At 66.7% G+C, this 26,135-nt stretch carries 22 protein-coding genes and 1 tRNA gene; 2 read left to right on the top strand and 21 right to left on the bottom strand.

Annotated elements, in window-relative coordinates:
• Nucleotides 1-8 precede the first annotated feature (8 nt).
• The 12 genes from gspN to C8J42_RS07025 all read right to left on the bottom strand — a co-directional run bounded on the left by gspN (nt 9) and on the right by C8J42_RS07025 (nt 11,284).
• A complete protein-coding gene (gene gspN / locus C8J42_RS07080; RefSeq protein ID WP_133019457.1) occupies nt 9-734 on the bottom strand; it encodes a type II secretion system protein N in 726 nt (241 codons plus the stop codon).
• On the bottom strand, nt 731-1,207 hold the full coding sequence (gspM, locus tag C8J42_RS07075) for a type II secretion system protein GspM (protein ID WP_133019456.1): 477 nt from the start codon (nt 1,205-1,207) through the stop codon (nt 731-733). The genes gspN and gspM overlap by 4 nt, the downstream gene beginning before the upstream one ends.
• Nucleotides 1,204-2,289, bottom strand: a complete 1,086-nt coding sequence (gene gspL, locus C8J42_RS07070; protein ID WP_133019455.1) for a type II secretion system protein GspL — start codon at nt 2,287-2,289, stop codon at nt 1,204-1,206. The genes gspM and gspL overlap by 4 nt, the downstream gene beginning before the upstream one ends.
• Nucleotides 2,286-3,284 carry a type II secretion system minor pseudopilin GspK gene (gene gspK, locus C8J42_RS07065; protein ID WP_243644164.1) on the bottom strand — a complete coding sequence of 333 codons (999 nt, stop codon included), beginning with the start codon at nt 3,282-3,284 and terminating at the stop codon, nt 2,286-2,288. The genes gspL and gspK overlap by 4 nt, the downstream gene beginning before the upstream one ends.
• Nucleotides 3,271-3,957, bottom strand: a complete 687-nt coding sequence (gene gspJ, locus C8J42_RS07060; RefSeq protein WP_243644162.1) for a type II secretion system minor pseudopilin GspJ — start codon at nt 3,955-3,957, stop codon at nt 3,271-3,273. Before gspJ ends, gspK begins: the two co-directional genes overlap by 14 nt.
• Nucleotides 3,954-4,358 carry a type II secretion system minor pseudopilin GspI gene (gene gspI, locus C8J42_RS07055; RefSeq protein WP_133019452.1) on the bottom strand — a complete coding sequence of 135 codons (405 nt, stop codon included), beginning with the start codon at nt 4,356-4,358 and terminating at the stop codon, nt 3,954-3,956. Before gspI ends, gspJ begins: the two co-directional genes overlap by 4 nt.
• Complete coding sequence (locus C8J42_RS07050) at nt 4,348-4,818, bottom strand: GspH/FimT family pseudopilin (protein WP_133019451.1); 471 nt, start codon at nt 4,816-4,818, stop codon at nt 4,348-4,350. The genes gspI and C8J42_RS07050 overlap by 11 nt, the downstream gene beginning before the upstream one ends.
• Nucleotides 4,793-5,233 carry a type II secretion system major pseudopilin GspG gene (gene gspG / locus C8J42_RS07045; RefSeq protein ID WP_082444053.1) on the bottom strand — a complete coding sequence of 147 codons (441 nt, stop codon included), beginning with the start codon at nt 5,231-5,233 and terminating at the stop codon, nt 4,793-4,795. The genes C8J42_RS07050 and gspG overlap by 26 nt, the downstream gene beginning before the upstream one ends.
• An 8-nt stretch (nt 5,234-5,241) precedes the next feature.
• Nucleotides 5,242-6,468 (bottom strand): type II secretion system inner membrane protein GspF, encoded by a 1,227-nt coding sequence (gene gspF, locus C8J42_RS07040; RefSeq protein WP_133019450.1) that lies wholly within the window; start codon nt 6,466-6,468, stop codon nt 5,242-5,244.
• Nucleotides 6,469-6,639: 171 nt separating this feature from the next.
• Nucleotides 6,640-8,292: an ATPase, T2SS/T4P/T4SS family gene (locus C8J42_RS07035; RefSeq protein ID WP_133019449.1), complete on the bottom strand. Its 1,653-nt coding sequence runs from the start codon at nt 8,290-8,292 to the stop codon at nt 6,640-6,642.
• Entirely contained in the window at nt 8,289-10,505 is a 2,217-nt protein-coding gene (gene gspD / locus C8J42_RS07030) for a type II secretion system secretin GspD (protein WP_133019448.1), read from the bottom strand. Before gspD ends, C8J42_RS07035 begins: the two co-directional genes overlap by 4 nt.
• Nucleotides 10,502-11,284: a type II secretion system protein N gene (locus C8J42_RS07025; protein WP_347812409.1), complete on the bottom strand. Its 783-nt coding sequence runs from the start codon at nt 11,282-11,284 to the stop codon at nt 10,502-10,504. Before C8J42_RS07025 ends, gspD begins: the two co-directional genes overlap by 4 nt.
• A gap of 182 nt (nt 11,285-11,466) precedes the next feature.
• Here C8J42_RS07025 and C8J42_RS07020 point away from each other — a divergent pair, with 182 nt between their 5' ends.
• A complete protein-coding gene (locus C8J42_RS07020; protein ID WP_133019446.1) occupies nt 11,467-12,123 on the top strand; it encodes a 2OG-Fe(II) oxygenase in 657 nt (218 codons plus the stop codon).
• Nucleotides 12,124-12,293: 170 nt separating this feature from the next.
• Here the strand turns inward: C8J42_RS07020 and C8J42_RS07015 are convergent, their stop codons facing one another.
• Complete coding sequence (locus C8J42_RS07015) at nt 12,294-15,101, bottom strand: TonB-dependent receptor (RefSeq protein WP_133019445.1); 2,808 nt, start codon at nt 15,099-15,101, stop codon at nt 12,294-12,296.
• 108 nt (nt 15,102-15,209) lie between these two features.
• Nucleotides 15,210-16,838, bottom strand: a complete 1,629-nt coding sequence (locus C8J42_RS07010) for a hypothetical protein (protein ID WP_133019444.1) — start codon at nt 16,836-16,838, stop codon at nt 15,210-15,212.
• Between the two features lie 156 nt (nt 16,839-16,994).
• Here C8J42_RS07010 and C8J42_RS07005 point away from each other — a divergent pair, with 156 nt between their 5' ends.
• The gene (locus C8J42_RS07005) at nt 16,995-17,495 is read left to right on the top strand and encodes a DUF6481 family protein (RefSeq protein WP_347812403.1); all 501 of its coding nucleotides are present in this window, start codon (nt 16,995-16,997) and stop codon (nt 17,493-17,495) included.
• Nucleotides 17,496-17,801: 306 nt separating this feature from the next.
• Here C8J42_RS07005 and C8J42_RS07000 read toward each other — a convergent pair whose 3' ends face one another.
• The 7 genes from C8J42_RS07000 to lon form a co-directional block, all read right to left on the bottom strand.
• Complete coding sequence (locus C8J42_RS07000; RefSeq protein ID WP_133019443.1) at nt 17,802-19,277, bottom strand: efflux transporter outer membrane subunit; 1,476 nt, start codon at nt 19,275-19,277, stop codon at nt 17,802-17,804.
• Complete coding sequence (locus tag C8J42_RS06995; protein ID WP_133019442.1) at nt 19,277-20,893, bottom strand: DHA2 family efflux MFS transporter permease subunit; 1,617 nt, start codon at nt 20,891-20,893, stop codon at nt 19,277-19,279. The genes C8J42_RS07000 and C8J42_RS06995 overlap by 1 nt, the downstream gene beginning before the upstream one ends.
• 1 nt (nt 20,894) lies before the next feature.
• Complete coding sequence (locus C8J42_RS06990; RefSeq protein WP_133019441.1) at nt 20,895-22,076, bottom strand: HlyD family secretion protein; 1,182 nt, start codon at nt 22,074-22,076, stop codon at nt 20,895-20,897.
• Nucleotides 22,073-22,708 (bottom strand): CerR family C-terminal domain-containing protein, encoded by a 636-nt coding sequence (locus tag C8J42_RS06985; protein ID WP_133019440.1) that lies wholly within the window; start codon nt 22,706-22,708, stop codon nt 22,073-22,075. The genes C8J42_RS06990 and C8J42_RS06985 overlap by 4 nt, the downstream gene beginning before the upstream one ends.
• A 268-nt stretch (nt 22,709-22,976) precedes the next feature.
• A tRNA-Val gene (locus C8J42_RS06980) sits at nt 22,977-23,051 on the bottom strand.
• Nucleotides 23,052-23,118: 67 nt separating this feature from the next.
• On the bottom strand, nt 23,119-23,391 hold the full coding sequence (locus C8J42_RS06975) for an HU family DNA-binding protein (RefSeq protein ID WP_056048186.1): 273 nt from the start codon (nt 23,389-23,391) through the stop codon (nt 23,119-23,121).
• 129 nt (nt 23,392-23,520) lie between these two features.
• The gene (gene lon, locus C8J42_RS06970) at nt 23,521-25,914 is read right to left on the bottom strand and encodes an endopeptidase La (RefSeq protein ID WP_056057990.1); all 2,394 of its coding nucleotides are present in this window, start codon (nt 25,912-25,914) and stop codon (nt 23,521-23,523) included.
• Between the last annotated feature and the right edge of the window lie 221 nt (nt 25,915-26,135).

Genomic DNA, 26,135 nt, shown 5'->3' with positions numbered 1-26,135 from the left:
AAAAGACGTCAAAAACGTCCTTCGATGGCGAGCTTGTACCCGTTCGGGCCGCTCACGAAGCCCGCCTGCTCGAGCTTCTGAACCGCCAGCGGATCGGACGGACGCAGCGACAACTCGGCGCGGTAGGTCCCTGCCCCCTCGATCCGGAGCGCGATGCTTTCGGTCCCGGACTGGCTCGCCAGCGGCAGCAGCAAGGCCGTACCGTCGCAGCGCGCGGTGCCGCTTACCGACTGCGGCAAGGTGATCCCGCCGACGTCACCCGCCAGCGTTGCACGGACGCGGCCCTTGGCGGCTTCACACTGGCCATCGCGAAAGCGGACCGACACGTCGTCGAGGTCGAGCGCGGAGACGGGCACCGGCGCGAACAGCCGGCCGGTAGCGACCGTGGCGGTCATGTGGTCGACGCCAAAGCCGTGGCGACTGACGCTCGCCGACCCGCGCAACGGCTTGGCCGACACCGATTCGGGACCGGCGAAGACGATCGTCGCGCGGCCGACCAGCAGCGGCAGCGGCGACAGCCGCGCGTGCAGATCGCCGAGCGCGAGATCGCCGAACCGCGCCTCGGTCAGCGTCGCGCCCCAGATCGTCCCCGACACGCGCCGCGCGACCAGCCCCTCGTCGCCGACGCCGACCCAGCCGAGCACCGCGCGCATCGGCAGGAAGACGATCAGCGCGATCAGCAGCATGCCACCGAACAGCGCGGCGGGGCCGGTACGCAAACGAATCCGCCTCATGCCGCGCGTGCCTTCAACGTGAGCGCGACGCCGATGGTCTTGTCGCCCTTGTCGGTCATCGCCACCGAATCGACGAGGATGCCAAGCCGTTCGAGCCGCGCCAGCCACGCGACCAGCGCCGCGGGACGTGCCGACTGGATGCCGACCCGTACCCGGCTCGCGCCGTCCTGATCGAGCGAGGCGAGCGCGAAACCCGCCTGATCCGCCTCGGCGCGCACCACATCGGCGAGCGTACCGGTCAGCGGAGTGGCGCGGGTCCGCTGGATATCGCGCAACGTCGCGACTTGCGCGCGTGTTTCGCCGAGCCGGGTGACGGCGTCGGCATGACGTTCGCGCGCGCTCGATAGGCCGTCGCCGACCGGGCGGATGATCAGCGCCCACAGCAGCGTGAGGACCGCGAGCCCCGCCATCACGAGCAGCAGCCGCCGCTCCCTGAGCGAACGACCTTCGAACCAGGTTTTCAATCCGGTCATCGTCCGCTCTCCGGGCTGATCGTGAGTTCGCCCGTCACGCGGCCGGCTGCCGCCTGGAACACGCCCGCGCGGACCGAGAAGCCGGCGGCTTCGAGCGCGCGCTTCAGGTCGGTCGCCAAGGCTTCGCGTTCGACGGCCACCGACAAGCGCAGGTCGCCGTTCGCCTGAAAATCGAGCGCGGTGACTTCGGTGCCCGGCGTCGCACGCACCGCCGCGAAGACCGCCGCGGTCGTGCTGGTGAAGCCCAGCCCGGGTCCCCGGACGCGCGACAGGCGCTCCTCGAGCTGACGGCTCGCGTCCACCACCGTCTCGCCGCGCGGCAAGCCGGTGACCGCCACGGTGTTGGCCTCCGCCTCCAACGCATCCGCGCCGAAGCTGTATTTCGCGATACGGACGAGCGAGATCGCCAGCGTCACGGCGAGGATCGTCAGCGACAACAGCGCCAGCCGGCGGATCAGCCCCCAGTCGATCGCGAACCGTCGCCGCCGCGCAAACGGCCCCTGCCGAAGATCCAGCGGGGGCGACGCGACGGCGGCAACGATCGCTGCCTCCAGCGTATCGCGGCCAATCGTCGCGGGCGCGGTGCCGCCGGTCACCAACTCCGTCAGCCGGGCTTCATCGGCAAACCCGCTGGAGGTGCCACGCACGACGCCGCTGCCAGCGAGTTCCGCCCGCGCGTACCCCTCTTCGGGTCGCGGAAGGAGCATTGGTGCGGGAATGACGGCGACCGGGTCGACGCCTGCCTCCGCCAGCATCAGCAGCCAGTCGCGCATCGTCGCGGCACCGACGACTCCGATCGGCCGGTCGGTCGCGCCTTCGTCCCCGACTGCGACATGGAGTTCGGCGAGCGGCGACGCGCTTGCTTCGCTCGCCAAGATACGCGCGGCCGCTGTCGCCTGCGCCGCGGACCGCGACGGCAGTTCCGCCCAGTGCAGCGTCACGGCGTCGGCGGGCGCGACCGCGATCGTCTCGTCGTCGATCGCATCGGGGATACCCTCCCCCTCCCCGACCACGCGCGCGTCCGCGACGCGCATCCATCGATATCCGGTCTCGCCGGCGGGAAGAAACAGCAAAGTCGTCATGATGGCTCGCCCCATTGCCGCGATACGAGCTGCGCGGGAAGCCGGTTCGCGTCGATCAGCGCACGTTCCTGCATTTGTGTCGTGCCGAGCGTCACGTCGATATCGAGCATGAACCATTTCGACAGCACCTGCGCGTCCGCGCCGGGCGCGATATTGGCGGCGCCGAGCAGCGAGGCGCCCTTCTGCATTTCGTCGAAGGTCGCATAGCCCTGCACCGGTCGCCGAAGCAGCAGTTGCTGGGCGGCACCGACCGACAGCGTATCGGGATACATCATCGCCAACAGCACGCTTTGTTCGGGCAGCAGCGTGTTGACGTTGATCGGCGAGGGCTTGGCAAAGGGCAGCGTGCAGATCCACGGGCGGATCTTCGTATAGATCTCGGGCGTCATCCCGGCGATCGCGCGCAGTTCGCTGGGGTCGCTCATCAGCGTGCCGGCGGTGCGGTACGACGGCACGCGGCCGAGATATGCGCCGTCCTCGGCCCCCATCGGTGACTGGTCCTGATCGCTGTCGATCCAATCGGTCGTGCCCGCCGCGACCTGTTCCGCGACCTGCACCGGCACGTCGAGCAGCCGCATCAGGCGGATGAACTGCGGCCGGACTTCGCCGCGCGCGACGTACACGCCCGGGGTCGTCATGCCGACGAGAGAGTTCAGGTTGAAGCAGTTCGCGCCGTCGCGGACGCGCGCGGTTGCGAAGCCTCCGGGGACCGGGAGGCCGAACGGGGTGTTGCTCCAGCCGCCGGCCAGCGTGACTCGCGTAGGCTTTGGCGCGAGCAGGTTCGAGACGCGGGTCAGCGCCATCGTCTCCGCCGCGAGCGCATAGGCGCGCGCCTGCTCGCCGGTCACGGCATTGCTCGCGAGCCGGGTCGACAGCCGCAGTTTTTCCAAGGCCGCGCCGGCCATCACTGCGATGATCGCGACGAGCATCAGCACGGTGAGCAGCGCCGCACCCCGTTCCCGCCCACGCTCAAGGCCGCGATCAGGTGCGTGCACCGGGCGTCTCCTGTCCCGGAGGTGTACCCGCAGATGGCGTGGCGGCGGGACCCGTTCCATCGGACGGCGCGGGGACGTAGCTGGTGCCGACAAGGAACATCTGGCGGAACTGCGTACCGTCGTCGCGCTGGACGGTGAGTTCCATCGCGTCGGGCAACGGCCTGCCGCTCGCACCATCCCAGTGATCGCTCCACGCACCGGCGATACGATAGCGGAGTGCGACCTGACGAACTTTGGTGAGCAACGCGGCGGGCGGCAGGGGCTGCGCACCGTCAACCATCGGATAGGCGATCCGCTGGAACACGCCGCCATCGACGCGGTAGGCGACCTTCTGCATGCTGGAGCGCGCCGCACCGTCGATATTGCTCCAGCCGGCGCGGACCAAACGCAGCATCGGCGTGACGCCCGATCCGCTTTCGCCGATAAACGCGGGGACGCTGGTGCCGGCCTCGTCGCGGGTGGCGCGGTTCGATGCCTGGGCGAGATCGGCGGACAGGATCGACATCGTCCGGGTGAGCGCGCTGATGTCGTCGAGCTTGGCGCCGGTCGCGCTCTGCGCCTTCACGCTGAACGACAGGATGGCAACGCCCGCCGCAGCGATCATGCCGAAGATCATGAGCGACACCATGACTTCGATCAGCGTGAAACCGGCCTCGGTTTTCGGAGGCGTCACATCACCATCCGCGGTGCTGGTCGGACCATCGTCAGGCGGCCGAGTTGCGTGCCGTTCCGGTCGGCGACCGCCACGTCGATCCGCAGCACGCTCGATCCGCCGAGTGCGCTGACTTGCCGCGTCCACGTCCAGGGCTGGCCGCCGTTCGTCTCGACGCCGGTGACGCGGCCTGCGGTCGGTGGCTGCGCGCTGGTAACCGCGTCGATCGCGACGTTGCGCGCGACCATCTGGGCCACGAGCGTTTCGTCGAGGATCGAGGCGCCGCGGATCGTCGCGCTTTCAAGACGCACGAGTGCCATCGCCGCGAGGCTGAAGACTGCCAGCGCGACCATGATTTCGATCAACGTGAAGCCGTGTTCGGCGTAACGTCGACGAAGGGTGAAGCCGCGCTCAGCCTGCATCGGCTCTTACGCTGCCGTCGGCGTCGATGTGGACGGTCGCCGCGACGCCGCCGCGGTCGAGGCGGATCTCCGCGGGGCGGTCGACGAGGCCGGTCGGGTCGAACGTCACGCGCATCCGGCCGGTGGTGTCGCCGATGCTGGCCCTGGTGCCGTCGTTCCAGCGTTCGACGCGCATCGGTTTTTCCGCGATCGGCGTCCAGCCGCCAGCGAGCCGACGGTCGAAGCCGTAGCCGCCGCTGCTGATCCAGACGCTCACCGGGCGTGCCTCAACGATCGCCGAATCGTGCGCCGCGCGGGTGCGCAGGGCGAAGCGCGTCGCCTCGTCGAGTACGCGGCCGCGCGGGTCCGGCATCACGAGCACGGCGACGGCGGATGCGAGACCGATGATCGTAACGACGACCATCAGCTCGACCAGCGTAAAGCCAGCCTCGCGCTTATTGCCAGCTGCCGATATCGGCATCGATACCCTCGCCGCCTTCCTTGCCGTCCGCCCCGAAGGTCCAGACGTCGGCCTCGCCATGCGCGCCGGGCGAAGCATAGAGATACGGGCGCCCCCAGGGATCATTCGGCAGCTTCTTCAGATACCCGCCACGCTGATAGCGCGATGGATCGGCGAGCCCGGCGGGTGCCGATACGAGCGCGTTCAGCCCCTGCGTGGTGTTGGGGAAGGTCATGTTCTGGAGCTTGTAGAGTTCCAGCCCGCCCTCGATCTGCGCGATGTCGGCCTTCGCCTTCTGGATCCGCGCGGTGTCGCCCGAGGGCAGCACGTTGAGCGCGACGATCGTGGCGAGCAGGCCGATGATGACGATGACCACCATCAGCTCGACGAGGGTAAAGCCGGCCTCGCGGCGCTTCTTTTTATCTTCGGGACGCATGAACAACCTCATTGTCCGGCCAGCGTGTTGAGCTGGAGGATCGGGAGCAGGATGGATAGCACGATCGTCGCGACGATGCCGCCCATCACGACGATGATCAGCGGTTCGAGCAGCGAGAGTGCGGTGGCGGTGAAACGGTCGAACTCGCGTTCGAGATAGTCGGCGGCGCGTTCGAGCATCTCGTCGAGACGGCCTGCCGCCTCACCAGATGCCGCGAGATAGGTCAGCAGCGGGGGAAAGACGCCTGCGCGGCGCATCGCGGCGGAGAGCGAACCACCGCCGCGGATCGCGTCGACGATCTGGTCCGAGGCCAAGCGGAGGCGGCGGTTGTGGATCGTGCTGGCGGTGAGGTTGAGGCCGTCGAGCAGCGGCAGCCGGCTCGCGACCATCGTGCCGAGCGTGCGCGCCATGCGGGCCGCGTGAAGGTCTCGGATCAGGCGGCCGAGCAGCGGGATGCGGAGCAGCCAGCCGTCGAACGCGAGCCTGAGCGTCGGATCCTTGAGCGCGCGCCACCCGGCCAGGCCGCCGCCGACGACGATCAGCAGCATCACCCACCAGTATCCGACGAGGAACGCCGAGAACGCCATCACCATCCGCGTCAACAGCGGCAGTTGCTGGCCCACCGTGTCGAACTGCTCGACCACCTGCGGCACGACGAACATCATCAGTGCGGTGACGACGCCGAACGCGACGAGAGCGAGGATCGAGGGATAGGCGAGCGCGGTGATGAGCTTGCCGCGGATTTCGGCCTGGCGTTCGAGCAGCGCGGCGAGGCGGTCGAGGATGGTCGGGAGCGAACCCGAGCTTTCGCCGGCGGAGACCATCGCGCGGTAGAGCGGTGGGAAGCTTTTCGGTTCGCGCGCCATTGCGTCGGCGAGGCGACGGCCTTCAACGACGCCGGCGTGGACGTGCTGGACGATCGTGCGGACGCTGTCCTGTTCGGTCTGGCGGGTGATCGTGCGGAGGGATTCTTCGAGCGGCGAGACGCGGTTCAACGTAGCGAGCTGGCGGGTGAAGAGCGTGAGGTTCTTGCCCGACATCTTCGGCGTGCCGAGCTGGAGGCCGAACAGCGGGCGGCCTTTGGTTGCCTGTGGCGGTGAGCCGGGGGTGATTTTGACGACGTAGAATTTGCGTGCGTCGAGGGTCGCTCGTGCGACGTCGATGTCGGACGCGGCGACGTGGCCGCGGCGTTCGGCGCCTTTGGTGTCGATCGCGATGTAGTCGAAGTCCGCCATCATCCTCCCCTGCAAGGGGAGGGGGACCGCCGCGAAGCGGTGGTGGAGGGGGCGTGCCGCGAACGTTGCGTTGCGCTGCTGGCGGCGTACGGCCGGTGGTGCGAGCGTGGTGAGCCCCCTCCACCAGCTTCGCTGGTCCCCCTCCCCGTTCCGGGGAGGAATTGCCGCGCGCTACGCAACTACTGAATCCTCGACGACTTCCGTGGTGTCGCGGCGGGATACTCGGACGGCTTCTTCGGCGGTGGTCTGGCCGGAAAGAACCAGATCACGGGCCGACTGCGCCAGGTTCGGCGACTTGGCGAATGCGTGCGCGGTTATCTCCGATTCGTGGCCGTCGGTGTTGATCAGGCGGCGGATCGTGTCGTCGATGCGGACCGCTTCGAACACGCCGATGCGGCCCTTGTAGCCGGTCTGGTTGCAGTCTTCGCAGCCTTGCGCGACGTAGACGGTCGCGTTCGAGGCGATGCCGAGCAGCGGCGCGACCGTGTCCGACGCGGGGACGGCCTTGCGGCACGTCGGGCAGAGCCGGCGAACGAGCCGTTGCGCGATCACCGCACGCAGCGTCGAGGCGAGCAGGAAGCTTTCGACCTTCATGTCGCGCATGCGGGTGATCGCGCCGATCGCGTCGTTAGTGTGGACCGTCGACAGCACTAGGTGGCCCGTCAGCGATGCCTGTACGGCGATCTCGGCGGTCTCGCGGTCGCGGATTTCGCCGACCATCACAACGTCGGGATCCTGGCGGAGGATCGCGCGCAGGCCCGCCGCGAAGGTCAGGCCGACCTTCGGGTTGACCTGGGTCTGGCCGACGCCGTCGACCGCGTACTCGACCGGGTCCTCGACGGTGAGGATGTTGCGGCTGCCGTCGTTGAGCAGGCGGAGCGCCGCGTAGAGCGAGGTGGTCTTGCCCGAACCCGTCGGGCCGGTGACGAGGATGATGCCGTTGGGTTCGCTCAGCGCTTCGTTGAGCAGCGCGAACAGCGCAGGCGGCAGGCCGAGTGCCTCCAGATCGATGCCGGCGTTTTCCTTGTCGAGGATACGCAGCACCACGCGTTCGCCTGCGCGGCTCGGCAGTGTCGAGACGCGGACGTCGAGCAGCTTGCCGCCCAGCGTCAGCCCCATGCGGCCGTCCTGCGGGACGCGGCGCTCGGCGATGTCGAGGCGCGCCATGACCTTGATACGGCTGACCACCACCGGGGCGACGTTGGGCGGCATGCGCAGCGTTTCGCGGAGTACGCCGTCGATGCGCATGCGGACGACGAGGCCGGACTCATACGGCTCGATATGGATATCCGACACGCCGTTGCGCGCGGCGTCGGCGATGATGCCGTTGATGAGGCGGATCGCTGGCGCGTCGTCGGCGGTGTCGAGCAGGTCTTCCGCGGTCGGCATGTCGCCCGCGAGCAGGTCGAGCTCGTCGCCCATCCCGACCGCGGCGAGCGCGTTGGCCTGGCCGTCCATCGCGTAGACGTTCGACAGCAGGCGGTCGAACGCGACCTGTTCGACGAAGGTGACGTCGAACGGGCGGGCGAGGTAGCGGCGGAGTTCTAGCAGGACTTTCGGGTCTGCACCGGCGCGCATGGCGATGGTGAGGTGCGAGTCCGTGTCGGTGTGATCGACGACGACGCCGAATTTTCGGGCGAAGGCGTAGGGGATGGTGATCTGGGGGAGATCACTGCTCCCCTCCCGCTCGCGGGAGGGGTTGGGGGAGGGAATGACATACCCCTCGATCACATCGTCCGTGATCGAGGCAGGCCCTCCCCCGACCCCTCCCGCAAGCGGGAGGGGAGTAGCAGCGTCGATCTCGTGGCCTTCGCGGATGATCATTTCTTGGGCCGCACGACCATCGTCGAGGTGCGTACCGGGACGGCGATACGCGGGTCTTCGATGCTGCCGGGGATCGGTGCGCTCGGGATCGGCGGGGCGGCGCCCATGTAATCGCGGACGAGCTGATCGATCGATGGCTCGGCGCCCGGCTCCTGCAAGCCCTGCTGCAGGCGGACGTATCCGTAGCGTTGCTCGGTCAGCTTGCGGCTGTCCTCGGCAGTGCGCAGGATCGTCGGGCGGATGAAGATCATCAGGTTGGTCTTCGACCGCTGTTTCGCCTTCGACGTGAACAAATGGCCGAGCACGGGGATGTCGCCGAGCAGCGGAATCTTCTCGATCGTGCGGCGCTCGTTATCGTCGAGCAGACCGCTGATCACCGCGATCTGGCCGTCGTCGACGGTGCGGACGGTCTCGACCTCGCGCTTGTTGAGGATCAGGTCGCTGTTGTCGCTCGACACCGGCCCCGCGATCGAGCTGACTTCGAGGCGGAGATTGAGCTTTACCGTGCCCGACGAGTTCACCTGCGGCCGCACGGTCAGCTCGATGCCGACATTCTGGCGCTGCGTGGTGCGGAAGGCGTTATCGAAATTCGTCGACAGCGCCTGTCCCGTGGTGATCGGAATCTCCTGCCCGACGAGGCTGTGCGCCTCCTGGTTGTCGAGCGTGACGAGGTGCGGGACCTGGAGCAGGTTCGAGGTCGTGTCGCTCTTTACCGCATTGATGATCGCGCCGAAGAACGTGCTGCCGATCTTGCCGCCGAACCCGCCAAAGCCGCCGGTAGCCGCCAGGATCGACGCGATTGCCGACTGCTGCAGCGCGTCCGCCGCGGCATTGGGGGTGTTCGTTTCGGTGCGCGTGCCGTCGGGCGCGACGACCGTCGTGCCGTTGCCGCCGATCGAGCGCGCGCCGATCGCGCCAGCAATCTGCAGGATGTTGGGCGCGGAGTTCGAGAAGGTCGACGCGCCGAACGCGCCACCGCTCGGATCGCCGACGATGAACTGTGCGCCGAGCGTGCGTGCGGTCGAATCGGAGACTTCGGCGACGATCGCCTCGACCAGCACCTGTTCGCGGCGCGTGTCGAGCTGGCGGACGACCTCGTTCAGCTGACGCTGGATCTCGGCGGGTGCGGCGATGACGATCGCGTTGGCGCCGGCGAAGCGCGTGACGACCACGGCCGACCTGCCAGCAGACGTGATCGCGGCCTGACCCGATCCACCGCTGCCGCCGCTCGGCGACGGTCCCGACTGCGGGATCTGGGGTTGCGAGAAGTTCGACTGTCCACCGGACGCGCCGTTAGTGCTGCTCGACCCGAAATTCGAGCGCGACAACGCCGTCTGGACGGGCTGCGTCGGAGTCTGGCCGACGAGTTCCTGGAGCACCGGCAGCAATTGCTCGGCGTCGGCGTTCTCGAGGAAGACCACCTTGATCTCGGTGCCATTCCGCGCCTTCTGGTCGAGGTCGGCGGCGACCTGCGCGAGGCGGGCGACGGTGGTCGGATCGCCGCGCAATGCGACCGCGTTCGAGCCTTCGACCGCGACGACCGATGCGCTCGGGCCGGCGGCGGCGCCACCGCCCTGCCCGCCTTGACCACCGCCGGTGCCTGCGCCGATCAGGCCCTGGAGCGCGGTGGCGATTTCCTTCGCGCTCGCGTTCTTCAGCGCGACGACGCGGGTGGAGGAGGTGTCGGTGTCGATCCGGCGAAGGACTTCGCGGATGCGGCGGATGTTGTCGGCGAAATCGACCACGACGAGGCTGTTGCCGCCGCGGTTCGCGCTGACCGAGCCCTGCGCGCTGACCAACGGGCGAACCGTCTCGACCGCGGACTGCGCGTCGATCGCGCGCAGGCGGATGATCTCGGTGACGTAGCTGTTGCGCGCGGCACCCGCGACGCCGATCCGGCTCGGCTGCGAAGCGGCGTTGTCGAGCGGCTGGACGCGGAACGCACCGCCCGAGGTCGGCACCGCGACGAGGCCGTTGGCGCGCAGCGTCGAAAGGAATATCTCGAAATATTCGGAGCGCGACAGCGGGCGATCGGTGACGACCGTCACCTTGCCGGCGACGCGGTTGTCGATGATGAACGTGCGCCCGGTGACCTTGGCGGCATCGGCGATGAACGCGCGGATGTCGGCGTCGCGGACGTTGAGCGTGGTCTGGGCATGAACGCCGGCCGCCAGTGCGAGAGCCACGACGGGGCCGAGAAACAGTTTTTTCATTGGGGGGGCGCGATCGTGATGGCGAGCGGCAGGGTATCCTGGCCGCGTTCTACGGTGATGGGGACGTTGCCGCCGCCCGCGAAATCCTTGGCGATGCGGTCGAGATCGCCGGGACCGGAAACGGGACGCCCGCCGATCGAGGTGACGACGTCGCCGTCCTTGAGCCCTGCGGAGCGGAACGCGTTACCCGAGCCTTGCGACCGGACGGTGAGCCCGCTGATGCGGCCGCCGTCGATGCGGGGGATGAAGCCGATCTCGCTGCGCAACTGCGCGACGGGGATGCCGACGACGGGGGCAACGGCACCGGGGGCGCCCGCCGGCGCCGCGCCTGGGACGACCGGCGTGACGGCGCCCGATTGGTCGAGGAACAGGTCCTCGTCGGCGCCGCCGCGGTCGATCGTGACGTGATCGAACGCGACCGCCTTGAGACGCACGCCGGGCTGGATCTCGTCGCCGACCGCGACGCTCTGCTGGACGCCGTCGGGACCGGCGATGATCGCGGAGCTGCGGCCCATCGCTTCATCCATCCGCGTGCCGAACAGGGTCAACTGGAGCGACGTGACGTTGGCGGGAGCGCCAGCCGCGCCACCGAGGCGGAGAAACGGATCGAAACCGCGCAGGATGTCGGCGGGCGAGCCCACCACCACCGGCGCGGCTGGACGCCAGTCGCCGAGCGGCGTGATCGGTGTCACGATCGTCCACGCCAGCCGCGCGCACTGCACCGCCAGCCCGGCCAGCAGCGCGAGTTCGACGACACTATAGACATTCACGACCGGCATACGCCGCAAGATACGGCGCGCCCACGCGTCCAGCTTCAATCGCATCCGCGACCCACCCCAATTTCCCGCTCTCTTCGTCGCGTAGGCATGCCATGTTACAATTCCGCGTCAATGGCTTGCGCGTTGGTTGCTTCGATTCTGATGGGGTAGCGCTTCGCGTCGGCGATGGGCAGAAGACGCTCATGTCCGATCCTGTCCCGTCCAGCGGCTCCGGCCTGCCTCCCGAAGCGATCATCGCGCGGCTCTCCGTGCCCGGCGTGCAGCGCGTACCTAGCCCGAAGCTCGACCTGTTCGTGCGGCGCGACTTCCTGCCGCCGGACCTGTGCGCGACGTTGATCGAGCGTATCGACGCGGTGCGGCGGCCATCGACGATCTCCGATTCGAACGACGATGCGCACTATCGGACGAGCGAGACGGGCGATCTGTCGCCGCTCGATCCGGTCGCGATCGAGGTGGAGCGCCGGATCGCGGCACTGACCGGACTGGACCCGGTATACGGCGAACCGCTCCAGGGACAGCGCTATGCGGTCGGGCAGGAGTTCAAGGGACACACCGATTATTTCGAGCCGAACGGCGTTGATTATCAGCGTTATTGCGGGGTCGCGGGCAATCGGACGTGGACCGTCATGATCTACCTTAACCAGCCCGATGCCGGCGGCGCGACGCGGTTCAAGGCGATCGACAAGATCGTGCAGCCGGAAACGGGCAAGCTGCTGGCGTGGAACAACCGGCGGGCGGATGGGAGCATGAACCCGGCGACGCTGCATCACGGGATGAAGGTGCGCGCGGGGGTCAAGTATGTGATCACCAAATGGTTTCGCGAGAAGCCTTGGGGTTGAGATCCCGGCATGTCGCTCGGCTTACAATCCTCCCCCGCCAGGGGGAGGTGGCAGGCACTTGCCTGACGGAGGGGGCGGCAAAAGCAACGCCTGTCGCGCATCCTCCCCCTCCGTCGCCTTCGGCGCCACCTCCCCCTTGCGGGGGAGGATCATAGCTTCCGATCCTTTCCTCAGAACGTCGTGCTGATCCCAAGCGTGAACACCTGACCCAAATTATACCGGTTGATGTACACCTTGTTGCCGTTCTCGAACGTCTGGCCTTCGGTGAAGCGCGTCTTGGTGAGGTTGCGTGCCTCGGCCTTCACCTCGAACTTGGCACCGCGCAGTTCGACACCTTGGCGGGCGACGAGGTCGAGGCGGATGCCGGGCTTCTCGATGATGTCGGGCAGGAAGCCCGTGCCGCCGAGGTTCGACGGGCCGCGGTTGGTTACGCGGTCGCTGGCGTAGTTGAACAACAACGTGATCTGCGACAGCCGCTTGGTGTCCTCCAGCCCGAGCTGGACGTTGACCAGATGGTCCGACTGGCCGGTGAGCGGCGCGCCGTCGCGGAAGTTACCCGTCGCGGGCGCGAACCCGGTCTGGCAGCCCGCGACCTTGGTCGTCTGGTCCACCACGTTCGGGACGCAGCTGCCGTCCACCGTGATCGACGACTGCGTATAGGTGTAGTTGGCGATGAACAGCAGGCGGCGCGTCGCGAAGAAATCGCTGCCGAGCGTGTCGAGCGGCACGTATTTCTGGAACTCGACCTCGCCGCCGTACAGCTTGGCCTTGGGCAGGTTGGTGAAGCCCGTCTGGAGACGATCGTCGGCACCGGTGTAGAAACCGACCTGCTCGATCGGCTTGTCGATCCGCTTGTAGAACGCGCCGAGCGTAAAGCGCTGGTCACGCGCGAAGAACCATTCGTAGCGCGCATCGAGATTGTAGAGCTTGGTATCCTGCAACAGCGGGTTACCGAAGAACAGGCGATCCGATTCGGGATCGCGGAACTGCTGAGGCGCGAGTTCGCGGAACTGCGGGCGCGAGATCGTCTTCGACGCGCTGGCGCGAAGTTGCATGTCGGGCGCGAAGTTCCAGGTCAGCGTCGAGGCTGGCAGGAAGTAATCGTTCTTCAGCCGCGTCGTGGTCGCGCCGATCGGGGTAACCCGCTCGTCCGCCGTCTCGTAGCGCACGCCGATCGTCGCGCGGACACCGTCGGTCGCCTCGGCCTCGGCCTGGACATAGCCCGCATGAATCCGCAGCGACGCATCATATTGATACGCGCCGAGCGGGGTGTTGAACTGCAATTCGAGCGAGTTGAGCGGATCGTTGGTATCGATCGCCAGCAGGTAATCCGGACGGAGCAGATTATACGGATAGCCCGGCGCGGTGCCACCACCGCGTGGCGTCTGGTAGTTGAACTGGAGGCGCGACGACGTGCGCTTCGTATCCGAGTAGAAATAGCCGGTCGACAGCGTCATCGGCCGGTCGGTCGACAGCTTGTACGCGGCATCCGCCTGCCCGCTGTAGAGGTCTTCCTTCAATTCGCTGAAGATGATCGACGCGAACGGCGAGAAGCGCTGCGTCACCTGATACGCGCCGTTGCACTGCGCGCCGCCGGTCCCGTTCGGATCCTGCACCGTGATCGGCTGGCCGGTCGTGGTGGTGTTCGAGCAGAGATAGTCGAACTGCCGCTCGTACGGGGCGTTGCGCTTCGAATTGGCATAGGCGCCGCGGACGTCGAGCGTCAGCGCGTCGACGGGCTTGAACGCGCCGACCAGCTGGCTCTCGAACAGCTGGCGTTCGAACCAGTTGGTGTTCTGCTGGAAACGCAGGCCGCTCGAGTTGTTGTAGGTGGTCGCCGCCGACCCACGCGCCTGCTTCAGCGTGTCGTGGATGTAGACGTTGGTCAGCTTGATGCTGTTCTCGCCGAACTCGTAGCCTACGCCGATCAGCGCGTTGGCGACGATCCGGTTGTCGGTCAGCAGGGTCTGGAAATCGTTGCGGAGCAGCCCTTCGTTGGTGACCGAATCCTGCTGCGTGATGCTGCGTGTGCGGAAGGTGTTGCTCGCGCTGACCGACGCGATCACGCCGAGCCGGCCCGAACCGATGTCGAACACCGAGCCGCCGCTGATCTCGCCCGAGAAATTGGCGGGGAGCTGGTTGTTGCGCTGGAGCAGCGAAGTCGAGGCGTTGCTGAGCGTCGCGGCCTGCGCGGCCGAGATGTTGCCGGTGCCGCTAGGCGCGTTCTTGATGAAGCTCGGCACCTTGCGCGTGCCGTCGTCAAAGCCGATCCAGTCGGCATCGCCACCATAATAGGTGTAGCCGAGTTCGCTGGTCGTCGCGGTGTCGGCCGAGACCGAGCCGCCGAACGACAGGAAGTTCTTGTCCGGGATCGCCTTGGTCGTGAGGTTGATCACGCCGCCGCCGAATTCGCCGGGATAGTTAACCGAATAGGTCTTCTGGACCAGCGCGGAGCCGACGATCGTGGTCGGGAAGATGTCGAGCGGGACCGAACGGCGCAGCGGCTCGGGGCTCGGCAGTGGCGAGCCATTCAGCAGCGACGACGAGTAGCGATCGCCGAGACCGCGGACATAGACGAAGCCGTTGCCGACGATGCTGAGACCGGTGACGCGCGACAGCGCGCCGGCAATGTCGCCTTCGCCGGTGCGTGCGATGTCTTCGGTCGACAGGATCGAGACGACCTGCGGAGTCGCGCGGACGAAATTGGGAATGTTGCGACCGACGACGACGATGTCCTCGCCGCCATTGGGATCATAGCCCGGCGTCGACACTTCGGCCTGCGCTCCGGCGGACTCTGCACCGGCAGCTTGGGGCGCGGAGGTATCCACCGGCGTCGAGGTAGGCCCCGTCTGCGTGGTCGAGGCGGGTGGCGAGGCGGCTGGAGCGGGTGCAGCGCCGCCGGTCTGGGCGAGCACCGCGGGCGCGACCAGCTGCGAGGTCAGGAGAAGTAAGGTGGCATAGCCGAAGCGCGTTTGCATGGCCGAATATCCAGATCAGGGGGTCTATGGGCGAATGCCGGGGCGGTCTTTGGAACCCCCCCGGCATCGCTGCTCACATCATCGACTGCGGAGAGCCGACCGGAAGCGTTACCGGCCGTTGCAGTTGAAGTAGACCGACGTGAAGATCGGCGGGCCCTGGTCCTGCTTCGAGGCATCCGCCGCGCGGATCGTCGAGCGATCGGCCTGGCTGGTTTCCTGCGCGATCAGGTTGAGGCAGGCGACGGTCGCAGGCGACTTCACGATGCCGTTGATGAAGCGCATGTCCGAACCACCGCGCTGGCGGATAGCGGCCGGCGCAAGCGCGGTCTGCACGAACGTGAAGTTCGAATACTGACCGAACGTACGGGGCAGCAGGTCCTCGGCACCGTTCGAGTCGATCTCGGTCGAGAACGAGTCGGCGGTCGCACCCAGCAGGCGCTGTGCGGCGATGATGAACTGCATGAAGCCGCGATAGCCGTTGTCGATATCGTAGCCGTCGTCGTCTGCGCCGGTGACCGCGAAATACTTGATGTTCGTGGTGCCGCCGAAGATCTCGATGCCGTCATCGGCCGAGTTGTGGCTCTGGACGTGATCGATCGTCGTGCCCGAACCGGTGCCGCCGAGCGTCAGGCCCTGGAGCTCGTTGCCGTCGCTGATCGCGATGCCGCTGTAGCGGATCTGGACATACTGCATCGTGCCGCTGTTGTCGGCCGCCGTCGGGCCACCGTAGAAGCGCCCGGTGACGCCTTCGATCGCCTGCTGGCAGGTCGTGCTCGTGCCGCCGGCGTTGTTCGGGCCGGTACCCGTGGCGCAAACCGCGACGGGCGCGCGGCCGAGCAGGATGATCCCGCCCCACTGACCCTGCGTCGCATCGCTGACGCCGTTGACGGTCAAGTTCTGCTGCGACGTGAAGATGATCGGCGCGTCGCGCGTACCGACGGCGCTGATCTTCGACCCGCGATTGACGAGCAGGAGGTCGGCGGTGACTTCGGTCGAGTCCGCGGCGACGACGACGCCCGGTGCGATCGTCAGCGTCACGCCGGTATCCGCACCGGTCGTGCCGACATCGGCGCCGACTTCGGTCTGGCCGCGCAGGCGGTAGAACACGCCGGCGATCTTCGGCAGCGTCAGGCTGGACGTGATGTTGGTCGGCAGGCGGCAGGCGCGGAACGTCTGGACCAGGCCGTCATCGATCGTGCCGGTCGGGCACGCTGCGGCCGAACCGCCAGCGCCGACGGCAGGAACCGCGGTGCAGCGCGCGGTCGTGCTGCCGCCGAACTCGGCCGACGTGGAGGCGCAGGTCCAGCCCTGGAACGCGGTGTCGGTCGGGCCGTTGAGCGCGCCGGCGAAATTGGTGCTGGCGAAGAACGGGTTGATCGACGACGGGTCGGTCGCGGTCGTGGCGGACGTCGCGGCGGTCGGGTACACGCCGGTCAGGACGTTGGTGCCGCTGACGTTGTTGTTGGTGCCGGCGTTGACGATCGCAAGCTGCTCATCGGCGCTGATCGTGATCGTGCCGTCCGAGCGGCCGCCCGAAGTCGAGGCGAACTGCGCTGCCGTGATCGCCGATGGGGTCGGCGTCGGGGTGGACGGCGTCGGGGTCGGCGTGGCTGGCGGGGTGATGATCACCGTGCCTGCGCCCGGCGAAGCGACGTCGTCGGCACCGCCGCAAGCGGTGAGTGCGAGGCAGGCCGTGCCGGTCAGCAGGATCGTGCCGAGGCGAGTAAAGCTGGTCATGCGAAGGACTCCCGAGTCGTACCGTTGATTGTTCGGATCGACCCAGGCTCCCCCCTGCCGACCGTGACATGGCGGTTAGGCTGGCCAGATGACGCCGCGATGCGATTTCGATGACGCTTGCATGACTATGATATGACGGTTCGATGACTGCCGATTGTGGCGCTTCTGGCCTGCGGGGTTGAAAACCGCGCTATCGAACACATCTCTTCCGATCCGGCGCGCGATGATTTACAGGCGCTGCCAGAGTCACTGCTCCCAAGACCTCTGGCGCAATCCTGCGTCCGGACGGTCAGACCGATATTACAGGATTATCTCACGACAATGGCCTCTTTCAAGGACCCCAGCTTCCAGGACCGTACGAGCAGCGCAGCCGCCGCCAAGCAGAAGGCGCTCGAAGCGCTGCGTGCCAAGCCGCCGATCGACGAAGCCGTCGTAGCCGAGCGCCTTGCCGCGCGCGAGGCCAAGGAATTGGCCGAGCGCGAGAAGCGCGCTGCGAAGCGCGCTGCCGAGGACGAGGCAAAGGCTGCGAAGAAGGCTGAAGCTGAGGCGGCTGCTGCGAAGAAGCGCGAGGCCGAGGCTAAGGTCGAATTGACCGATGCCGAGAAGAAGGCGATTCGTGACGCTAAGTATGCGGCGCGGAAGAACAAGAAGAAGTGATCTTTGGGCGGTCGATTGGCAGCCCTCTGTTTTTTGATTGAACGACTGCTCGCTGAAAGCACCTGCCGAAAAGATTACTACCCCGGCGAAGGCCGGGGCCCAATTGGCAAGGTCGCGGTGATGAAGCGCGTACCTACGTTACCGACGTTTCCCAATTGGGCCCCGGCCTTCGCCGGGGTGGTGCTTCTGAAACGGGCGCAACCCACTAACTAGCTTGTTTTCCCGAGAAGGCGGGAGCCCAGACTGGGCTCCCGCCTTCTCGGGAGAACAAGAAGCGCGGTGTAACGGACGGGTTTGAAGCGGCCCTTACTCCGCCTGCTTCCAACCGCCCCCCAGCGCCTTGAACAGCGCCACCGTCAGTTGCCTCAACTGCGCATCGCTCGACACCAGCTGTTCGCGCGCGGTCAGCACGTCCGTCTCCGCATTCAGCAGCGTCGTCTGCGCCACGAACCCGGTCCGGTACTGCGACTCCGCTGCCTTGGCGCTGCTCTGCGCATCGACCACAGCCCGCTGCAAAGCCGCATTCCGCCTCCGCTCGGCAGCGATCTGCGCGAGCGGATCCTCGACGTCGCGCAAAGCCTGCAACACCGTCGAGCGATAGCGCAGATACGCCTGCTCGCGGTCTTCCTCGCGCGACTTCACGGTCGATTTGCGCCGGCCCCAGTCGAGCAATGGGAACTGTGCCGCACCGGACGCGGTCAGCTGGAGGCTGTCACCCGAGAACAGATTGCCGAGCGCGGTCGAGATCAGCTGGCTCATGCCGGTCAGGCTGAACTTCGGATACATGTCCGCCACCGCAACGCCGATATCCGCCGTCGAGGCCGCGAGATCGCGTTCGGCCGCGCGGATGTCGGGGCGACGACGCAACAGTTCGGACGGCAAACCGGCAGGGATAGTCGGTACGCCAAGCGGTGCTACCGACGGCGCTGCGAGTTCGGACATCAGCGTCGCAGGTGGCTCGCCGAGCAGGATCGCCAGTGCGTGCATGCGGACATCGACATCGGCACGGACCGGCTCGGCGCGCGCTTCCGTGGATGTGATCGAAGCGCGCTGACGCGTGACGTCGATCGGCGGGACGAGGCCCACCTTGGCCGTGTTGCCCGCGATCTCGAGCGCACGACGCTGGCGGACGATCTCACCCTCGATCGTCGCGATCTGCGCCTGATCGAGCCGGAGCGCGAAATACGCCTGCGCGACTTCGGCCGCGAGCGTCACCGCGGCGTCGCGCTTCGACCAGACCGCCGCTTCCGTCCGCGCCCGCGCGCCCTCGGTGCTGCGCCGGACGCCGCCGAACAGGTCGAGCTCCCAGCTTGCATCGAAGCCGACGGAATACGTCGTGATCCCGCTGCCGGGGAGAGCGATGCCGCCGGTCGAGCCCCCAGTCGAGCCCGCGCCGCCGGCCCCCGTGCCGCCGCTGAACGCGCGTGCAATCGACGAGAGGCCGGCGTTCTTGCTGAACTCGATATGGCTCGGGCTGGCGCTGGCGTTGACGCTCGGCAACCCTTGCGAGCGCGCGACGATCTCCTGCAACCGTGCCTGGCGCACGCGCGAGGCGGCGATCGCGATGTCGGGATTGCCCTTGAGCGCGCGCTCCACGAGGCCGTCCAATTGCGAATCGCCGAACGCGGACCACCAGCGGGCCGGGTCAACCGAAGTACCAACGCTCGCCTGCGGACCGACGAACGCCAGCGGCACCGCCATCTCGGGGGCGACGTAATTCGGGCCGACGGTGCACCCCGCGAGCAGGGCCGCAACCGCAACCACCATGAACCGCGCACGCATCAATGCATCCCTCCCGAGGGGGCGCCGCCGGTCTTGCCGGAGCGCATGAATAGAACCAGTGGCGCGACGACCAGCACGACCACCATCATCGCGCGGAACACGTCGAGGAACGCGAGCATCGTCGCCTGCCGCTGCATCTGGCTGTAGAGAACGGCCAGAGGCGTCGTCGCATCGCCCTGCCCGCCGAACACGCTCGTCGCCTTCTGCATCCAGTCATTGTAGTTCGGGTCGAGCGGGTTGAGCGTCTGAGTCAATTCCGACTGGTGCCGCTGCAACCCCCCTGCGAGCTGCGTCTGCGCAAAACAGATGCCGATCGTGCCGCCAAGATTGCGCGAGACGTTGAGCAGGCTCGACGCCTGCGCGGTCTGCGTCTGCTTGAGCCCGACATAGGCGATCGCGTTGATCGGCACGAACAGGAACGGCAGCGCCATTGCCTGGAACAGCCGGGCGAATGCCGCATCGGAGAACGCGATGTCGGCGGTCAGGTGGCTCATGTTCCACAGCGCGAACGCTTGCACCAGCAACGCCGGGAACAGCAGGAAGCGGACGTCGACCAGCCCGCTTAGTCGCCCCGCGAACGGCACCATGACGAGCGTCGCCAGACCGCCGGCGGTAAGCGCGAGGCCGGCATCGAGCGAGCTGTAGCCGAGCACCTGTTGCAGCATCTGCGGAATGAGCTGCGTCGTGCCGAACAGGATCATGCCGGTGACGCCCATCACGCCGATCGTCAGCGCGAAGTTGCGGTTCTTCAGCAGCTTGAGGTCGATCACCGGGTCCTTGTGGTTGAGCTCCCAGATGACGAGGCTGACCAGCGACACCGCGGCGATGATCGCCGACATGACGATGAAGCCGCTCGCGAACCAGTCCTCGCGCTCGCCGCGATCGAAGGTGAGTTCGAGGAAGCCGAGGCCCAGCGCGACCAGTGCGACACCGACATAGTCGATCGTCAGGCCGTTCTTGAAGCGCTCGTCACGGTCTTTCTTCACCTGGTCCGGCTCGTCGACGAACGTCTCGACCAGGAACCAGGCGGCGATGCCGACGGGGACGTTGATCAGGAACACCCAATGCCAGCTCGAATATTCGACGATGTAGCCGCCCAGCGTCGGTCCGAGCACGGGCCCGACGACGACGACGATCGCGAACGCGGCGAACGCCATCCCGCGTTGCTTGGGCGGGAAGGTGTCGGCGAGGATCGACTGTTCGACCGGCGCCAGGCCACCGCCACCAATGCCCTGCAGCACGCGCGCGACGACGAGCGTGGCGATGTTCGGCGCGAGGCCGCACATCAGCGAGGCGAGCGTGAACAGGGCGATCGACAGCAGAAAATACCGCTTTCGGCCGATTGCGTCGCTAAGCCAGCCCGAGATCGGGATGACGATCGCGTTGGCGACGAGGTAGCTGGTCAGCACCCAGGTCGCCTGGTCGGTGGTGATCGACAGCCCGCCCGAGATGTGATCGAGCGCGACGTTGGCGATCGAGGTGTCGAGCACCTCCATGAAGGTCGGGATCGAGATGATCGCGACGATCAGCCACGGGCTGTACTTGCCCGCCGCCGACCGGCTGGGCGACCAGGTGTGGCCGCCCCCCGCATCGACCTTGGCTGGCGCCTTGGCCACCTCAGCGGACCTTGACGGTCGGCACCACCGACATGCCGGGACCGATCGGATACCGCTTCGGATCGGGGCCGTTCTTCGCGTCGAACACGATACGGACGGGGACGCGCTGGACCACCTTTACGTAGTTGCCGGTCGCGTTCTGCGGGGGCAGCAGGGCGAACGCCTGGCCGGCGCCGCGCTGGATCGAGTCGACATGACCCTTGAAGTCGACGCCGGGATACGCGTCGACATGGATATCGACGGGCTGGCCAATCTTCATCAGCGTGAGCTGCGTTTCCTTGAAGTTCGCCGTCACCCACATTGTGTCGGGGACGATCGCCATCAGCTGCGTGCCGGGCGCGACATAGGAGCCGACGTTGACCGAGCGGTTGACGACTTGCCCCGCGACCGGCGCGGTCAGGCGGAGATCGCCGATCGTGACGTTGGCCTGATCGACCTGCGCACGACGGGCGTCGATCACCGACTTGGCCGCGCCGACCTGCTTCCTGGCGACGCTGATCTGGGCGGTGGCGGTGTCGATCTGCTCGCGGGCGGCGGCGGCATCGGCGGCGGTCTGGCGGGCGGTGGCGCGCGCCTGATCTAGCTGTTGCCCGGCGACCGCGCTCGGATCGAGCCGCAGCAACGCCTCGTAACGCGCGAGATCCTGCTGGGCCTTTACCGCGGCGGCCATTGGGACGCGTGCTTGGGCGGCAGCCTGCTGGCGTTGCGCTTCGGCAGCGGTGACCTGCGCCTGTGCCTGCGCGAACTGTGCGCGGGCCTGCGATTCGTTTGCCTGCGCCTCGGCGACCTGCGCATCGCGGCCGGATGCCTTGATGACCGCGAGCAGGCGGCCCGCCTCGACGTGGCGGTTGTCGATGTCCGCGACCTGGACCAGCGTGCCCGCGACTTGCGGCGCAAGGCGGACGATGTGCGTGTCGACGAACGCGTCGTCGGTCGATTCGAACTGCCGCGCGTGGAGCCAGTAGAGCACGCCGCCGATGATCAGCCCGCCGACGACGATGACGAGGATGATCCAGAACAGCGGCTTCTTGAAGACCGACGGCTTCTTGTCGTCGCCCTCGGCCTTGTCGTCGTCAGACTCGTCTTGCTGGTCGGTATCGGACTGCTGGTCCTCGCCGTTCGGATCGGACTTGCGATCCTCATCGTCGTGGTTGGCGTCGGAGTAGTTCGTCTGGTCGGTCATGCCTGGCCCTGTTCTTCAGCACGCATCGAATCGAGAATAGCGTCGATATTGGCGTCGATACGCGCCTTGATATCGAGGATGTCGTCGGCCCCGAGCGCATCGCGCCCGAGCAGTTTGAGGAAGGTCGCGCGGCTCGATCGCAGCGCGAGGACCTGCCCCATCAACGTGATCGTCGTAATCCGAGCGACGCGCTCGTTGGTACAGCCGGTCGCAGTGGCGACGAGATCGGCAAGCGTCTCGATCATCTGCCCCATTACGCCGCCATAGATCCGCTCGAACGCCGCACCGGGTTTCATCTGCTCGCGCAGAACGAACAGCGTCCAGTCGGCGTTCTCGTCGCTCGCCATCTTATCTGCGAGCCGCGCGAATATCCGGTGGATCCGGGTGCGGGCTGCGGCGGCATCCTCGACGACCCCGGCGGGTACGTCGAACGGCTCGGTCATCATCGCGGACATGCGCTCGGCGATCCGATCCGCCGCGGCGAGATACAGCCCGTCCTTACCGCCGTAATGATAGGTGATCGACGACATCGCCGTGCCCGCCGCCGCAGCGATCGCGCGCGTGCTTGCCCCCTCCAGCCCCTTGCTGCCGAATTCGCTGATCGCGATGTCTAGGAGTCGAGACTGGACCACACGGGACGTTTAGTTCGATCGAACGAACCAGCCTAATGAAGAAGCTGTCATGTTGGGATTTCGGGTTAGGGCTTAGCCCGACATTCTCCCCTCCCTGAAAGGGAGGGGTTGGGGGTGGGTAGGCCCGCTTATGCCGCGACCGTTCGCCGATACGGAACCCGACCCACCCCCGGCCCCTCCCTTTCAGGGAGGGGGGAAGCCGGATCGGGCCGACGGACGCCAGAAACAGCAACGCCGGCCCCTTCGTGCGAAGAGACCGGCGTAAATCTGGTGGGCGCGGCTGGGATTGAACCAGCGACCCCACCCGTGTGAAGGGTGTGCTCTACCACTGAGCTACGCGCCCGAAACTCGTTCGGAAGCGGGCCTTTAGGCAGACCCCGTCCACCTGTCCAGCCCTATCGACACCGGTCCTAGTTGACCGCGTCCTTCAGGCCCTTGCCGGCCTTGAACTTGGGCTGCGTCGAAGCCTTGATCGTCATCGGCTCGCCGGTACGCGGATTGCGGCCGGTCGACGCCTTGCGCTTCGAAATCGAGAACGTGCCGAAACCGACCAGGCGAACCTCGTCGCCCTTCTTCAACGATGCCTCGATCGCATCGAACACCGCCTCGACCGCCTTGACCGCGTCGGCTTTTACCAGCCCGGACGTGTCGGCAACCGTCGCGATCAGCTCCTGCTTGTTCATATAATCCCCCGGGAAAAAACTCTAATCGGCCGTGATGGACTCGCGACCGCAATCAGCGCGCAATAATGCGGCGGCCCCGTCTGCTGTCAAACGAAACCGCCGCGTCATCGCTTACGATCCAAACATGGATCAGTGGTGAAGGCCACCCCCGACCGGTGCGATCGGTGCCGGCGGCAGCGCCGCGAGCTCGTCCGCATCGGTCCACTCGATCGCTTCGAGCGGCTCGGTCAGCGCTAGGCGAAGCACCTCGTCGACGTGCGAAACGGGGATGATTTTCAGTCCCGCCTTGATGTTCGCCGGGATCTCCGCGAGATCCTTCTCGTTCTCGGCCGGGATCAGCACCGTCTCGATCCCACCACGGAGCGCGGCGAGCAGCTTCTCCTTGAGGCCACCGATCGGCAGCACGCGACCACGCAGCGTAACCTCGCCGGTCATCGCCACCTCGCGCCGGATCGGCACGCCGGTCAGCGTCGAGACGATCGACGTGACCATGCCAATACCCGCCGACGGGCCATCCTTCGGCACCGCACCCTCGGGCAGATGGATGTGGATATCCTTCCGCGCGAACAGGCTCGGCTTGATCCCGTAGCTGGGTGCACGCGCCTTCACATAGCTGAACGCGGTCTCGATCGACTCCTTCATCACGTCGCCGAGCGTACCGGTGAGCTTGGCCTGCCCCTTGCCCGCGACCGTGACGCTCTCGATCGTCAGCAACTCGCCGCCGACCTCGGTCCAGGCGAGCCCGGTGACCGCACCGATCTGGTTCTCGGTCTCGCCAAGCCCGTGGCGGTACTTCTGCACGCCGGCATATTCACCGATGTTCTCGGGCGTGATCGTGACGCTGGTGGTCTTGTTCTCAAGAATCTGGCGCAGCGCCTTGCGGCACAGCTTGGCGATCTCGCGCTCGAGCGTACGCACGCCGGCCTCGCGCGTGTACTGCTGGATGAGCGTACGAAGCCCCTCCTGCGTCAGCGTGAACTCACCAGGCTTCAGGCCATGCGCCTCGATCTGCTTCTCGACCAGATGACGCTCGGCGATCTCGACCTTCTCGTCCTCGGTATAACCCTCCAGACGGATGATCTCCATCCGGTCGAGCAGCGCCTGCGGGAGGTTGAGCGAGTTCGCCGTGCACACGAACATCACGTCCGACAGGTCGATATCGACTTCCAGATAATGATCCTGGAACTTGCCGTTCTGCTCCGGGTCGAGGACCTCGAGCAGCGCCGAGGCGGGGTCGCCGCGGAAATCCTGGCCGAGCTTGTCGATCTCGTCGAGCAGGAACAGCGGGTTCGACGTGCCGGCCTTTTTCAGGTTCGTTACGATCTTGCCCGGCAGCGAACCGATATACGTCCGACGATGCCCACGGATCTCGGCTTCGTCACGCACGCCGCCCAGCGACTGGCGGATGAATTCGCGCCCGGTCGCCTTGGCGATCGACTTGCCGAGCGAGGTCTTGCCAACGCCCGGAGGGCCGACGAGGCACAGGATCGGCCCCTTCAGCTTGTTGGTACGCGCCTGCACCGCGAGATACTCGACGATCCGGTCCTTGACCTTCTCGAGCGCATAATGATCTTCGTCCAGCGTCACCTGCGCGGCGGCGATGTCCTTCTTGATCTTCGACTTCTTGCCCCAGGGGAGGCCGAGCAGCACGTCGAGATAATTGCGCACGACGGTCGCCTCGGCGCTCATCGGTGCCATCGTCTTGAGCTTCTTCAGCTCCGACGTCGCCTTGCCGCGCGCCTCCTTGCTCATCTTGAGCGTCGCGATCTTCTGCGTCAGCTCGGCGATCTCGTCGCCTTCGCCCTCGCCGTCCTCGTTGCCGAGCTCGCGCTGGATCGCCTTCAACTGCTCGTTGAGGTAATATTCGCGCTGCGTCTTCTCCATCTGGCGCTTCACGCGGCTCTTGATCTTCTTCTCAACCTGAAGGACGCCCAGCTCGCCCTCCATCGCCGCGAACGCCATTTCGAGGCGCTTCGACGGGTTGGTCTCGAGCAGGATCGCCTGCTTCTCGGCGACCTTGATCTGGACGTTGGCGATCACCGCGTCGGAGAGCTTCGACGCGTCCTCGATCTCGGACAGCTGCACCGACGTTTCCGACGAGAGCTTGCGATTGAGCTTGGCGTAATTCTCGAACTGGTCGACCACCGAGCGCATCAGCGCGATGAGCTCGGGTCCTTCGACCTCCGCGTCAGCGACCGGTTCGACCGTGGCGGTCAGGAAGTCGCCGCTTTCGTCCAGCGTTTCCAGAGTCGCGCGGCCCTTGCCCTCGACCAGCACGCGGACCGTGCCGTCGGGGAGCTTCAGTAGCTGGAGCACGGTCGCGGTGACGCCCATCGAATACAGGTCGTCGCGCGAGGGATCGTCCTCGGCCGGATCGACCTGCGCGACGAGATAGATCTCCTTGTCCGCCGCCATTGCCGCTTCGAGCGCGGCAACGGACTTATCGCGGCCGACGAACAGCGGCACGATCATGTGCGGGAACACGACGATGTCGCGAAGGGGAAGGACGGGGTACTGGGTCATGAACGCTCCGGTGGGTGCCTGCATGGGGGCATAATCTACAGCTTATATGGTGAGGATGAACCGTCCATCAATTGGTTGGCGGTGGTTAGGGGTTTTGGCGCGTCGCCCGAGGACCTGCCGTTCCCCTGCGAAGGCAGGAGTCCAGGGTAACGAGCGGCGGTTTTCGTAATCCTGGGCTCCTGCGTTCGCAGGAGAACCGAAGGTGCCGGATCGCACTTGTA

The sequence above is a fragment of the Sphingomonas sp. PP-CE-1A-559 genome, from assembly GCF_004340965.1.
Lineage (GTDB): Bacteria > Pseudomonadota > Alphaproteobacteria > Sphingomonadales > Sphingomonadaceae > Sphingomonas.
This window is presented reverse-complemented; position numbering and strand designations above follow the sequence as displayed.